The sequence below is a fragment of the Falsiroseomonas sp. genome (genome assembly GCF_051860665.1).
Classification (GTDB): domain Bacteria; phylum Pseudomonadota; class Alphaproteobacteria; order Acetobacterales; family Acetobacteraceae; genus Falsiroseomonas.
Map to the genome: position 1 here is coordinate 40171 of NZ_JBHYDM010000002.1, position 12097 is coordinate 52267.

Sequence of the window (12097 nt, forward strand, 5' to 3'; positions counted from 1 at the left end):
CCCCCCCTACAGCGCCAGATGCAGCCGCAGCCCCTGGGCGACGAAGCCGATCCCCTCATAGAAGGCATGCGCCCGCAGCCGCTGCTTCCCCGAGGTGAGTTCCAGCGTCGCGCAGCCCGCCGCCCGCGCCCAATCCGCCCCGGCCTCCACCAGCCGGCGGCCCACGCCCCCGCTGCGCGCCGCCTCATCCACCACCAGCGTCATGATCCGCGCCACCGGCCCGATATGCAGGATGGTGGCGCGATGCAGCGCCATCACGCCGAGCAGCCGCGGGCCTTCCGCCGCGACCAGCACGCAATCCTCCGGCGCCTGGGCGGCCAGCCGGGCCCGCAGATCCGCCTCAGTCACCGCATAGCCGAGCTGTTCCAGCAGGGCGCGCATCTGCGGGATGTCCTCGGGCTTCGGCGGGCGGATGGTCATCATGGCGCCAGCACCCGCAGCACCACGGCGGCCGCGGCGGCGCTGGGCAGCCCTTCGGCCGGCCGCAGCTTTTGCAGCATCTCGGCGAAGCCCGCGCGCTGCGCCGCCGCCGGGGCCGGGTCCAGCAGCAGCCCGGCCAGGCCCTCGGCCAGCGCCTGGGGCGTCGCGCGTTCCTGCAGATATTCCGGCACCACTTCGCGCTCGGCCAGCAGGTTCACCAGGCTGGCGAAGGGCACGCGGACCAGGCGGCGGACGATGGCGGCGGTGATGGGGTTCACCTTGTAGGCCACCAGATGCGGCACGCCGGCCACCGCCATTTCCAGCGAGGAGGTGCCGGACTTGATCAGCCCCGCCCCATGCTCGCGCGCCGCGGCGAAGGCATCGTGCTTTCCCGCCAAATCGGTCACCAGGATGGTGCGGCCCGGCCAGTCCCGCACGCCCGCCTGCACCGCCTCCGCCACCACCGGGGAGACCGGCAGCGCCACCGCCAGATCGGGGAGGCGCGGCGCCAACAGGCGCAGCGCCTCCCCGAAGACGGGCAGCAGGCGCTTCACCTCCATCCGCCGGCTGCCGGGCATCACCACCAGCACGGGCGCGTCCGGCGCCAGGCCATGCGCGGCCCGGAAGCGCGTGGCATCGCCGGCATCGACGCCCGATTCCAGCACGGGATGGCCGACGAAGCTGGCAGGGATGCCGGCGGCCTCGAAGATCACCGGCTCGAAGGGCAGCAGGCAGAGGATGTGGTCCACCGATGCCTTGATCTTCTTGATGCGCCCAGGCCGCCAGGCCCAGATCTGCGGCGCCACGTAATGCACCACGGGAATGCCGAGCGGGCGGATGCGCTGGGCCAGGCGCAGGGTGAAGCCGGGGCTGTCGATGGTGACGACGACGGCCGGGCGGCGCGTGGCGATATCCGCCACCGTCTCATCCAGCCGCCGCGCCAGCCTGCGGATATTGGGCAGGACCTCGATCAGCCCCATCAGCGCCAGCTCGCGCATGGGAAAGAGGCTGGGCATGCCCTGCTCGGCCAGGCGCTCGCCGCCGATGCCGGCGAAGGCGAGGGAGGCGTCCCGGGCCCGCAGCGCCGCCAGCAGCCGGGCGCCGAGCACGTCGCCGGAGGCCTCGCCGGCCACCAGGTAGATCAGTGTCATGCGAAGATCGCAGGCTTGGGGGCGGGGACGGGCCGGCGCGGCCAGTCGCGGTGGTTGCGGACTGCGCCATGGGCGCGCACCTCCTCCACCAGGTCCGGGTCGAGCGTGGCAAAGACCCAGCCCGGCACATCCATGGCCCCGGCCGCGACCACCCCATCCACGGGAAAACCACGATCCGGCGGGCCGAAGACCGCGGCCTGGCCATGGTTCTCGTCCAGCGCCGCGGACCAGGGGGCGAGGCCCAGGGTCGGGGTGACGGCCACAAAGCACTGGTTCTCCAGCGCCCGCGCCGCAGCCCCGATCCGCACCCGGGCGAATCCGGAAAGACTGTCGGTGCAGGAGGGGGCGAGGATCAGCCAGGCGCCGGCTTCCACCTGGGCGCGGGCGTGCTTGGGGAATTCGATATCGTAGCAGATGGAGATGCCGATGCGGCCCCAGGGCGTGTCGAAGACCGAGGGGCCGGCGCCGGCCGAGACGCCCCAGCGCTCCGCCTCGAAGCGCGTCATCGCCGTCTTGTCCTGGAAGGCGAGGCGGCCATCCGGGGCGATCAGCGGGGCGCGGTTGATGATTCGCTGGCCCGCGCGCATGGGCAGCGTGCCCGGCAGCAGCCAGACCCTGGCGCGCATCGCCGCCTGGCGCATGGCGGCCAGGATATCCTCGGCATGGGCCACCATGGCGGCCAGCTCCGTCGCCTCATCCGGCGCGGCATTGCCGGCCAGCGCGGCGCCGAGCTCGACGCAGGCATATTCGGGCAGGACGCAGAGATCGGCGCGGCCGCGCGCCTCGGCCAGGCGCTGGTCCAGGCGCGAGGCGAAATCCGCGACGCTGGTGGGGTGCCCGACCTCCCAGGCCAGCAGGCCGAGGCGGAGGGGCCGGGGCGGCGGCGGGGTCAAAGCGCCTTGGTCCAGAAGACCAATTCGTGTTGTATTGCAGTGGTTTGGCCGATTTCCTTCCAGTCGAAGCTTACCCGCAGATCCGGCCTCTGCGCATAGCCGCGCTTGCCCCAGAAGGCATCCAGGGGAATGTGGTCGGCCGGGCGGCGCGGATCGGCGGGGTCGCGGACCACCGCGCAGAAGGCGGCCTCCGGAAGGCCGAGGCGGCGGGCATGCGCCTCCCGCTCCGTGAAGAAGCGCACCCCGGCGCCCTGGCCGCGCCAGGCCGGCAGCAGCACCGATTCGCCAAAGTAGCAGAAGCGTTCGGGGTCCAGCCCCGCCGCCCGGAAACAGGCCTGCACCGGCGCATGCGCCTGGGTCATGGGCTGGCACGTGGCGGCGCCGACGACGCGCTCGCCATCCCGGCAGACGACGATCGCAGCACCTGGCGAATCCGCATAGGCGCGCAGATAGCCCTGCTCGTAGCCGCCATCGCCCTCGTAAAGGTAGGGCCATTCCCGGAAGACGGCGATGCGCAGCGCGGCCAGCTCCGGCAGCAGCGGGTGCAGCGCGGGGCCCGAAACAGTCTCGAAGCGCAGATGGATTTCCGCCATGCCGGGATGCATAGGTCCCCGCGTGACGGCAGGAAAGAGCGTGGCGTGGATATGGGGGTGGAGGCCGTGGGGCTGGTGGCGGGGGCGATGACGACCGCCGCCTTCGTGCCGCAGGCGTGGAAGACCTGGCGCACGCGATCGGCGCAGGATTTCAGCCTGGCGCTGCTGGTGCTGCTGGTGGCCGGCAACAGCCTGTGGCTGGGCTATGGGGTGCTGAAGGGTGCCACGGGGCTGGTGGTGGCGAATATCATCACGGTGCCGCTCACCGCCTCCATCCTGTGGGTGAAGCTGCGGCGCGGGTGAGGCCGACAGCCGGCACTTCCGCTGAGCCCGCGGCGTTGCCGCCCTCAGCGAACCTTCGAAAAGCTGAAGCAATCCCGGGGAGCCTGGTCGAGATTGGGATGGACCATCCAGCGTCGCAGGATACCTTCCCGTTCCAGGCCGGCTTTTTCCATCACACGCGCCGAGGCGAGGTTCTGGACGTCACAGACGTCGCCGATCCGCCAGATTGCGGATTGCCGAAGCGCCCATTCCACCACCGTCGTCAGGGCCTCGGTCATCAGACCATGGCCCCAGAAGGGGCGGCCCAGGACATAGCCGTAGCCAAGACACGTCGTCGTCGTCTGGCGGAGGTCGAAGGCGCCAACCACTGCATCATCCGTCCGCCGGATGAGGACGTAGGTCCTGGACTTGGTCGCCGCCATGCAGGCCTGCACATAGGCCCGCGTCTGTCCGATTTCGCTGTGCGGCCGCCAGGTCAGGTAGCGACTTACTTCAGGATCCTGCGCATAGCCGTCGAAGATCGGCGCTGCATCGGCCAGCCCGATGGGGCGGAGGCGAAGGCGCGGCGTCTGCAAGCCGTTCGGAAACATGACGATGGGTCCGGTCAGCTCCCGTTCGCGTTCCGATCCGGCGCAGGCCCGGCTGGGGACGGTGGCGCGCCCCGCCGAAACGGGGCGCCCCTGAGGTCTCAGGCCAGCGAGGACACCGCGGCCTCGCGGCTCGGGTGGATCGCCAGGATCTTGTCGAAGCCGCTGATCTCCAGCACTTCGCGCACGGGCGCCTGGGGGGAGGCGACGGCGAAACTACCGCCGATGGCCTTGGCCTGCTTGGCGGCCTTCAGCAGCACGCGCAGCCCGGCCGAGGAGACGTAGTGCACCTCCGCCAGCTCCGCCACCACCTTGGCGCCGCCTTCGAGCAGGCCGAGCAGCTTGGCCTCGGCGGCCGGAGCGGTGGCGGTGTCGAGCCGGCCCTTGAGGGCAGCCACCTTCACGCCCTGGTCGGTGCTTTCAGAAATATCCATGAAGCCTGTCCTGTCCTAGCTCGCCTGCGATGGAATACAGCTTAGACCATCGGCGCGTAGCGCGCGATCTGCGCGTAGATTTCGCGGATGGCATCCGCCAGGGAGCGGTTCAGCTCCTCCAGATCCGCCACCTGGTCGATGCGCGGCTGCACCTTGTCCAACTCCTGGTTGGAGAGGATCAGGGAGAACAGGCCGCCGGCACGGCACAGGCCGATCAGCATCGAATCGCGCGGGTCGGGGATGTCGTCCTGGAACAGCACGCCCATGATGCGCGCCTTCACCTCGCGCTCCTCCTTGTCGGAGACCACGGGGTAGCGACGCTCCGGGAAGACCCAGAGGAAGCGGCCCTCGACGCGCTTCAGGATGCCCTTTGCGACCAGGCGCTCGAACAGCGCATCGCGATAGGAATCGGCATCCGCCGCCAGGGTCTCGATCCAGTAGCGGCTGTCGCCGGCTTCCGGCGCGGCGACGATCTGCGCCAGGGCGCGATCCAGCAGCGCATCGCCGGTCGGCGCCGGGTTCACCACATAGAGGCGGGTTGGGTCGGTGTCGATCCGGCCTTCCAGCGCCAGCTCCGCGAGCACGGCGCCGGCGATCGCATAATCGCCCGAGGGGGCCGCACGCTCCTGCAGCCGCCCGCTTTCATCATCGAGCATCAGGAGGAGGATCTCCTCCGGCATCGTCAACGGCATGGCGTCACAGGCTCCCTCACACAGGCCGGCTGGCGTCCCGGCGGCGCCCAGGGAAGCGCGGGCCGGGGGCCGAGTCAACGCGCGGGCAGGTGAGGATTCAGGCCGCGCCGAGCGCCTTCTCCGCCTCCGCCGCCGCCAGGAAGGCGGCGAGGCCGCTGCGCACCACCTCGGGCTCCAGGTCACGCAGGATGAAGACGAGGCGGGACCGCCGCGGCTCCCCGGCGGGCCAGGAGTCCAGGCGCATCGGCGGATGGAACAGGTGCTGCACGCCGTGGATCACCACGGGCCGCTCCTCCCCCTGCAGGTCGAGCAGCCCCTTCATCCGCAGGACGCTGGCGCCGCGCGTCATCGCCAGCATTTCGAGCCAGCTGGCGAGGCCGGTCCAGGGCAGGGGGCGGTCGAAATCCAGGCAGAGCGCCTGGATGCGCGGGTCATGCCGGTTGATGTCGTGGTGGTGGTGATGGTGGTGATGGTCGTGGGGCGCCGCGGCGCCGATCCAGCTCGCGACATCCGGCGCCTTCACCGAGGGATCGTATGGCCCGGCGTCCAGCAGGCGCGCCGAGTCGATCTGACCCGCCACGGCGGCCAGGATAGGTGCGATGGGGTTCAGCGCGCGCAGCCTTTCCTCCAGCAGCGCCACCTGCGCCGGCGGCATCAGGTCCGTCTTGCTCAGCACGATGCGGTCCGCCACCGCGGCCTGGCGCAGCGCCTCCGGCTGCGCATCCAGCGTGGCCATGCCGGTGGCCGCATCCACCAGCGTGACCACGCCATCCAGCACGAAGCGGCACGCCAGGCGGGGGTCCGCCATCAGCGTATGCAGGATGGGGGCGGGGTCGGCGAGGCCCGTCGTCTCCACCACCACCCGCGCCACCGCCTGGCCGGCCAGCATGCGGTCCCAGACGCCGTCCAGCGCGGTCAGCAGGTCGCCGCGGATGGTGCAGCAAAGGCAGCCGGCATTCAGCAGCACCGTGTCGCCATCCAGCCGCTCCACCAGCAGGTGGTCCAGCCCGATCTCGCCGAATTCGTTGATCAGCACGGCGGTCCTGGCCATGGCCGGCTGCTTCAGCAGCGCGTTCAGCAGCGTGGTCTTGCCGGCGCCGAGGAAGCCGGTCAGGACGGTGACGGGGATCGGGCCGCTCATCCGTGGCTGTGACCCTTATGGGCCTCTCCGTAAAGCGCGGCGGGGTCCATCAGCGGTTCCGCGATCACCGCCAGCTCCTCCCCCCGAATGGCACGGAAGAAGCAGTTGCGCCGGCCGGTGTGGCAGGCGACGCCGAGCTGGTCGACCAGCGCCAGCAGCGTGTCGCCATCGCAATCCAGCCGCAGCTCCACCAGCCGCTGCACCTGGCCGGAGGTCTCGCCCTTGCGCCACAGCCCCTGGCGGGAGCGGCTGAAATAGCAGACGCGGCCGGTGGCGAGCGTTTCCTCCACGGCCTGCCGGTTCATCCAGGCCATCATCAGCACCTCGCCCGTGTCATGCTGCTGGGCGATGCAGGCCACCAGGCCATCGGCGTTGAAATGCACGGCGTCGGCCAGCGCGGCGATGCCGGCGGCAGGCGGAGGGAGGTAGCTGAGGGGTGTGTCGGTCATGCCGGCGCATTATATGGTCGGCAGCGGGTTGGGGGACAGAGATGGCGGAGCGGATGCAGGCGGAGCAGACCACGGCACGGCCGCCCGAGGCGGCGCTGGAGCTGGCGCTCGACCGCGCGGCCGCCACCTGCCTGCGGCATGGCGCGCAGCTGACGGAGCTGCGCCGCCAGGTGCTGCGCCTGGTGCTGCAATCCGCGCAGCCGATCGGCGCCTATGCGCTGCTCGACCAGCTGCGCGGTGCCCGGCGCGGCGCGGCGCCGCCCACCGTCTACCGCGCGCTGGATTTCCTGCTGGCCCAGGGCCTGATCCACAAGGTGGAGCGGCTGAACGCCTTCATCGGCTGCGACGAGACCGGCCACGGCCACGCCCATGGATCGGACCACCCACACCAGTTCCTGATCTGCGGGCAATGCGGCAGCACCGCGGAGATCTGCGACTCCGCCACCATCGCCGCCATCGCCGCCGCCGCCGGCCGGTCCGGCTTCGTGCCGCATCGCACCACCATCGAGGTGGAGGGTCTGTGCGCCCGCTGCGCCGAGGCCGCGGCGCCCGCCAGGGCCGAAGCCTCCTGACGGCAGGGGTGGGCGGCGGGCCACAGGGGGACGAAAAGTATATTTAATTGATTTGAGAACGTTGCATCCCTGTTCCGGTCTGGCAGAAGCGTTCCATGAACATCTGCCTGGATGTACCCGGCCGTCGCTTTGCCGCCCTGCGGTTGTTGCGGGATCTGCGGGGAGTCGATGCGCGTGCGGGCGTGAAGAACAGCCGGATCGCCTTCGACGTCTCCATGCTCTTCTACGAACAGGCGGTGGGGGAGGCGGTGCCCGAGCTCTCCGTGGACCAGATCGCGGCCGCCAGCGGCTATAGCGGGCCCACCATCCGGCTGGTGCTCAAGCGCCTGCTGGCCGCCGGCACCGTGGCGCCGGCGCGGCGGCTGGGCAAGACGCAACTCTATGCCATGACCCCCGCCGGCATCGCCGGCTTCGATGGCTATGTCGAGGCCATCCTCGGCTTCCGGGCGCCCTGAGGGGCGGGCGCCCGGGTCGGGCCCCTATTGCGGCAGCAGCGCCAGGGACTGTTCGAGGTCGGCGATGATATCCGCCACCTCCTCCAGCCCGATATGCAGCCGCACCGCCTGGCCGGGCAGCGCCGGGGTGACGCGGCGCACCAGCATGCCATTGGTCGGCAGCGCCAGGCATTCATAGCCGCCCCAGCTCGCGCCGATGCCGAACAGCTTCAGGTCGTCGATGAAGCGGAAGATATCCGCTTCCGTGTAGCGCGGCTGGAAGACAATGCCGAAGAGCGAGCAGGCGCCGGCGAAGTCGCGCTTCCAGATCTCATGCCCCGGCGCGCCGGGCAGCGCCGGGTGGCGCACTTCCATCACCTCCGGCCGCTGCGCCAGCCAGGCCGCGACCTCCAGGGAGCTTGCCGTCTGCCGCTCCAGCCGCACCGCCATGGTCCGCACGCCGCGCAGCGCCAGCCAGCAGTCGTCCGGGCTGGCGTAATGGCCCAGCGCCGAGGTCATGTTGCGGACGATGTGGTGATGCGCCTCGCTGGCCACGGTGATGGAGCCCAGCAGGATGTCCGAATGCCCGCCGACATACTTGGTCAGCGCCTGGATCGAGACATCGCAGCCATGGAGGAAGGGCTGGAAGCTGTGGATGCCCCAGGTGTTGTCGATCATGCTGATGGCGCCGTGGCGCTTCGCCACCGCGGTCAGCGCCGGCACGTCCTGCACCTCGAAGGTGTGGCTGCCGGGGCTTTCCAGGTAGAGGACGCGGGTATTCGGCGTCCACAGCGCCTCAAGCCCCGCGGCATCGATGCAGGGGTCGTAGAACTGCGTCTCGATCCCCCAGCCGGGCAGCACCGTCTCCGCCAGGTTGCGGGCGGGGCCATAGACGCTGTCCGGCATCAGGCAGCGGTCGCCCGCCTTCAGCCAGGCCATCAGCGGCGCCGTCACGGCGGAAAGCCCCGTGCCAGTGATGGTGCAATGCGTGCCGCCCTCGATCTCCGCCACCACGTCTTCCAGCGCGTAGTGGGTCGGGCCGCCCTGGGTGCCGTAGGTCATCACCCGGTTGAAGCGGTGCTTCGCATTCTCGCGCCGCGCCTCGCAGGATTGCGCGGTGACGGTGGAGCCGCGATGGACGGGCGGGTTGACGAAGCCGAGGGCGCGGATCGGCGGCCGCGCCGCATGCGACATGCGGGTGGCGAAGCCGTGCTTCGGCTGGCCGCTGGGGTTCGCGTCGTCGGGCATCAGGTGGTTTCCTTGGGGGTTTCGGGGCGGCTCGCCCATTCGGTCCAGGACCCGTCATAGACGGCCGGCTCCGGCAGCCCGGCGCGCAGCGCGCCGAGCGCCACGACGCAGGCGGTCACACCCGTGCCGCAGGAGGTGATGATCGGGCGCGTATCGTCCGCGCCGCGCTCGGCGAACATGTTCTTCAATGTCGCCGCATCCTTCATCACGCCGTCCGGTCCCACCAGGTCGGCCGCCGGCAGCGACATCGCGCCGGGCATGTGACCCGAGGGCAGGCCCGGGCGGGGTTCCGCCGCAGTGCCGTCGAAGCGCGCCTTGGACCGCGCATCGAGGATCAGCGCCTCGCCGCCGCCCTGGCGGATGATGCGCTTGATATCGCCGATGCCGGCCAGCCGCCGCGCGATCAGGTCCGCGACGAAAGTGGTGGCCGGGGCGGGGGGCGCCTCGCCCGTTTCCACCGGCCGACCCTCCCGCTGCCATTTCGGCAACCCGCCATCCAGCACCGCCGCCCTCTCATGCCCGAACAGCCGCATCATCCACCAGCCGCGCGGGGAGGCACGCAGCCCGTGCTGGTCGTAGAAGACCACGCGCGTGTCATTGCCCACGCCCAGCGCGCCGATCAGCTTCTCGAAGCGCGCCGGCGTGGGGACCATATGCGGCAGGCTGCTGTCCGGGTCCGCCACCTGGTCGATGTTGAACAGCCGCGCGCCCGGGATATGGGCGGCGCGGAAACCGTCCGGCGCATTGCCCTGCTCGGTCGGCAGATAGGTGGTGCAGTCCAGCACCACGAGATCCGGCTTGCCCAGCTCCGCGGCCAGCCATTCGGTGGAGACCAGCAGGTCCATCTTCTTCAATCCCCCAGCACGATATGGATGCGGCGATTCTGCCGGCCCTTGTTCTCCAGCTTCACCACCTCGACGCGGCCGATCTCGCCGGTGCTGCAGACATGGGTGCCGCCGCAGGGCTGCAGATCCACCGGCGCAGTCTCCGGCCCGATGCGGACCAGGCGGATGCGCCCCGCGCCGCGCGGCGGCTGGACGGAGAGCGTGCGCACCATCTGCGGATTGGCGTCCAGCTCCGCCTCGGTGATCCAGGACATGCCGACCGGGTGGTCGGCGGCCACCAGCTCGGCCAGCCGCTCGGTGAACCATTCCTTGGCCGGCGGGTCCGGCAGGTCGAAGTCCAGTCGCGATTTTTCCGCGCCGATCTGGTTGCCGGTGGCGTAGATGCCCGGCAGGACGCTGCACAGCAGGTGCAGCGTGGTGTGCATGCGCATGTGGCGGTGGCGTCGCGCCCAGTCCAGCGTCGCCTCCACCTCCGCACCGGGCGGCGGCAGGGCGGCGCCGGGCGCCAGGGTATGCAGGATGGCGCCGGCTTCGCCCTTGGTCGCTTCCAGGACGGCAGCCTCCCCGCCGTCCCAGCGCAGCGTGCCGGCATCGCCGGGTTGGCCGCCGCTGCGGGCGTAGAAGACGGTGCGGTCCAGCACCACGCCGCGCTCATCGGCGGCGAGTACGCGGGCCGTCACCTCCCGGCGATAGGCATCCTCGGTGAACAGGGTTTCGGTCGTCATCATCGGGTCCATTCGTCTCGCAGCCGCGCGCGGTTCACCTGCAGCCAGAGCAGGGCGAGCGCGGCCGGCGCGTTCTGGATGCGGTTGTCGGCCACCATGGCGAAGACCTCCTCGGCCGGCAGCACCAGCACGCGGGTTTCCTCGTTCTCGGTGTCCAGGCCATGCGTGGTGGCGCCGGTCTCCGAGAGATCCACGCAGGCGCAGAGGAAATGCACCCGCTCGTCGCAGCCACCCTGCATCAGCAGGAAGGCGCCGATCCTTTGCATGGCGCGCGCCGAGAGACCGGTTTCCTCCGCCAGTTCGCGGGCGGCGGAGGCCTCCGGATCCTCGGACTCCTCCAGCAGCCCGGCGGGGCATTCGGTCATCACCGGCGGCAGGCCGGCGGCCAGCGCCGGCAGCCGGAACTGCTCGATCAGCGCGATGCGATCGGTGACGGGGTCATAGGGCAGGATCACCACGCCCTGGCCGCGCCGCCACAATTCCCAGGTGAGGATACCGGACGGCGTGCCATCGAAGCGGGCGTAGCGGAAGCGCACCCGCTGCAGGGCGAAGCGCTGGCCCCAGACCACCTCATCCTCCAGCACCTCCAGCCCTGGCCAGGGGGGGATGGGTGGGGCCTTGGGATGGCGGGGGGCGGCTTCTTCGGCGGGGGGCGGGCTGGCGCTCATGCCCGGCGGACCCTACCCTTGGGCACCAGGAACGTCCATGTCCCCCACCTCGGCCAGCTCACCCCCTCCCGCGGTCATTGCCGCACGGCGCCGCGCCATCCTTCTCGTGCTGGGGGCCTCCGCCGCCTTCGTCGTCTCGGCCGCGCTGGTCAAATCGATCGGGCCGGCGATTCCGCTGCCGCAGATCATCCTCTTCCGCAACTTCTTCGCCCTGCCGCTGCTGCTGGTGATGGTGGTGCAGGCAGGCGGTTTCCATCTTTTGCGCACGCGCCTGCCCTGGCGCCATGCGGAGCGCACCTTCTGGGGCATGTGCGGCATGGTCGGCGCCTTCCATGGCTTCGTGCACCTGCCGCTGGCCACCGCGACGGCGCTCGGCTTCACCATGCCGCTGTTCCTCACCGCCCTGTCGGTGGTGCTGAACCGCGAACAGGTGGGCTGGCGGCGCTGGTCGGCGGTGGTGGTGGGGTTTGCGGGCGTGCTCATCATGGTCCGTCCCGGCTTCGGCGGCGCCGCGCTGCCGGTCTTCAGCGTCGGCCTGGTGCTGCTGGGCGCCTTCGGCTGGGCCATGGCGATGATGAGCATCCGCCGCATGGGGGAGGCCGGGGAGCCGGGCGTTTCCATCGTCTTCTGGTTCGCCGTCGCCTCCGCCACCCTGGCGGGGATCGGCACCATCCCGTTCTGGGTCACGCCATCGCCGCGGGAATGGCTGTTGCTGGCGGGCATCGGCTGCGTCTCCGCCGTGGCGCAGCTGCTGATGACCGCGGCCTATCGCCGGGGCGAGACCACGCTGCTGGCGCCCTTCGAGTATTCCGGCCTGATCTGGACCATGTTCGTCGGCATCCTGATCTGGTCCGAATGGCCGGATGCCTATGAGCTGGTGGGCTTCGGCGTGCTGGTCGGCGCCGGCCTCTATATCTGGCGGCGCGAGGTCATGCGCGCGGCGCAGGCGCGGAAATGACCGGA

17 protein-coding genes are annotated in these 12097 nt (G+C 70.8%); 4 read left to right on the forward strand and 13 right to left on the reverse strand.

Features of this window, described 5'->3' with window-relative positions:
* Nucleotides 1-6 precede the first annotated feature (6 nt).
* The 4 genes from ACTIF1_RS01975 to ACTIF1_RS01990 are packed head-to-tail and all read right to left on the reverse strand — an operon-like array spanning nucleotide 7 to nucleotide 3057.
* On the reverse strand, nucleotides 7-423 hold the full coding sequence (locus ACTIF1_RS01975; RefSeq protein WP_439594694.1) for a GNAT family N-acetyltransferase: 417 nt from the start codon (nucleotides 421-423) through the stop codon (nucleotides 7-9).
* Nucleotides 420-1571 (reverse strand): lipid-A-disaccharide synthase, encoded by a 1152-nt coding sequence (lpxB, locus tag ACTIF1_RS01980; protein ID WP_439594695.1) that lies wholly within the window; start codon nucleotides 1569-1571, stop codon nucleotides 420-422. The genes ACTIF1_RS01975 and lpxB overlap by 4 nt, the downstream gene beginning before the upstream one ends.
* Nucleotides 1568-2464, reverse strand: a complete 897-nt coding sequence (locus tag ACTIF1_RS01985) for a carbon-nitrogen hydrolase family protein (RefSeq protein ID WP_439594696.1) — start codon at nucleotides 2462-2464, stop codon at nucleotides 1568-1570. The genes lpxB and ACTIF1_RS01985 overlap by 4 nt, the downstream gene beginning before the upstream one ends.
* Nucleotides 2461-3057: a GNAT family N-acetyltransferase gene (locus tag ACTIF1_RS01990; protein WP_439594697.1), complete on the reverse strand. Its 597-nt coding sequence runs from the start codon at nucleotides 3055-3057 to the stop codon at nucleotides 2461-2463. Before ACTIF1_RS01990 ends, ACTIF1_RS01985 begins: the two co-directional genes overlap by 4 nt.
* A 51-nt stretch (nucleotides 3058-3108) precedes the next feature.
* Here ACTIF1_RS01990 and ACTIF1_RS01995 point away from each other — a divergent pair, with 51 nt between their 5' ends.
* Nucleotides 3109-3360 carry a SemiSWEET family sugar transporter gene (locus tag ACTIF1_RS01995; protein ID WP_439594976.1) on the forward strand — a complete coding sequence of 84 codons (252 nt, stop codon included), beginning with the start codon at nucleotides 3109-3111 and terminating at the stop codon, nucleotides 3358-3360.
* A gap of 44 nt (nucleotides 3361-3404) precedes the next feature.
* On the opposite strand, the gene ACTIF1_RS02000 is transcribed toward ACTIF1_RS01995, so the two are convergent.
* The 5 genes from ACTIF1_RS02000 to hisI form a co-directional block, all read right to left on the reverse strand.
* Nucleotides 3405-3929 (reverse strand): GNAT family N-acetyltransferase, encoded by a 525-nt coding sequence (locus tag ACTIF1_RS02000; protein ID WP_439594698.1) that lies wholly within the window; start codon nucleotides 3927-3929, stop codon nucleotides 3405-3407.
* A gap of 98 nt (nucleotides 3930-4027) precedes the next feature.
* A complete protein-coding gene (locus ACTIF1_RS02005) occupies nucleotides 4028-4360 on the reverse strand; it encodes an STAS domain-containing protein (RefSeq protein ID WP_439594699.1) in 333 nt (110 codons plus the stop codon).
* Between the two features lie 41 nt (nucleotides 4361-4401).
* The gene (locus ACTIF1_RS02010) at nucleotides 4402-5052 is read right to left on the reverse strand and encodes a GOLPH3/VPS74 family protein (protein ID WP_439594700.1); all 651 of its coding nucleotides are present in this window, start codon (nucleotides 5050-5052) and stop codon (nucleotides 4402-4404) included.
* A 97-nt stretch (nucleotides 5053-5149) separates the two neighbouring features.
* On the reverse strand, nucleotides 5150-6193 hold the full coding sequence (locus ACTIF1_RS02015; protein ID WP_439594701.1) for a CobW family GTP-binding protein: 1044 nt from the start codon (nucleotides 6191-6193) through the stop codon (nucleotides 5150-5152).
* Nucleotides 6190-6642, reverse strand: a complete 453-nt coding sequence (gene hisI, locus ACTIF1_RS02020; protein WP_439594702.1) for a phosphoribosyl-AMP cyclohydrolase — start codon at nucleotides 6640-6642, stop codon at nucleotides 6190-6192. The genes ACTIF1_RS02015 and hisI overlap by 4 nt, the downstream gene beginning before the upstream one ends.
* Before the next feature lie 41 nt (nucleotides 6643-6683).
* On the opposite strand from hisI, the gene ACTIF1_RS02025 reads away from it, so the two are divergent.
* Both ACTIF1_RS02025 and ACTIF1_RS02030 read left to right on the forward strand, forming a co-directional pair.
* On the forward strand, nucleotides 6684-7214 hold the full coding sequence (locus ACTIF1_RS02025) for a Fur family transcriptional regulator (protein WP_439594703.1): 531 nt from the start codon (nucleotides 6684-6686) through the stop codon (nucleotides 7212-7214).
* 95 nt (nucleotides 7215-7309) lie between these two features.
* The gene (locus tag ACTIF1_RS02030; protein ID WP_439594704.1) at nucleotides 7310-7669 is read left to right on the forward strand and encodes a hypothetical protein; all 360 of its coding nucleotides are present in this window, start codon (nucleotides 7310-7312) and stop codon (nucleotides 7667-7669) included.
* A gap of 24 nt (nucleotides 7670-7693) precedes the next feature.
* Here ACTIF1_RS02030 and metC read toward each other — a convergent pair whose 3' ends face one another.
* The 4 genes from metC to ACTIF1_RS02050 are packed head-to-tail and all read right to left on the reverse strand — an operon-like array spanning nucleotide 7694 to nucleotide 11134.
* Nucleotides 7694-8896, reverse strand: a complete 1203-nt coding sequence (metC, locus tag ACTIF1_RS02035; protein WP_439594705.1) for a cystathionine beta-lyase — start codon at nucleotides 8894-8896, stop codon at nucleotides 7694-7696.
* Nucleotides 8896-9741, reverse strand: a complete 846-nt coding sequence (locus ACTIF1_RS02040) for a sulfurtransferase (protein WP_439594706.1) — start codon at nucleotides 9739-9741, stop codon at nucleotides 8896-8898. The genes metC and ACTIF1_RS02040 overlap by 1 nt, the downstream gene beginning before the upstream one ends.
* Nucleotides 9742-9746: 5 nt before the next feature.
* Entirely contained in the window at nucleotides 9747-10466 is a 720-nt protein-coding gene (locus ACTIF1_RS02045; RefSeq protein ID WP_439594707.1) for an alanyl-tRNA editing protein, read from the reverse strand.
* Nucleotides 10466-11134, reverse strand: a complete 669-nt coding sequence (locus ACTIF1_RS02050; RefSeq protein WP_439594708.1) for an NUDIX domain-containing protein — start codon at nucleotides 11132-11134, stop codon at nucleotides 10466-10468. The genes ACTIF1_RS02045 and ACTIF1_RS02050 overlap by 1 nt, the downstream gene beginning before the upstream one ends.
* A 37-nt stretch (nucleotides 11135-11171) precedes the next feature.
* On the opposite strand from ACTIF1_RS02050, the gene ACTIF1_RS02055 reads away from it, so the two are divergent.
* Nucleotides 11172-12092, forward strand: a complete 921-nt coding sequence (locus tag ACTIF1_RS02055; protein WP_439594709.1) for a DMT family transporter — start codon at nucleotides 11172-11174, stop codon at nucleotides 12090-12092.
* Nucleotides 12093-12097 lie beyond the last annotated feature (5 nt).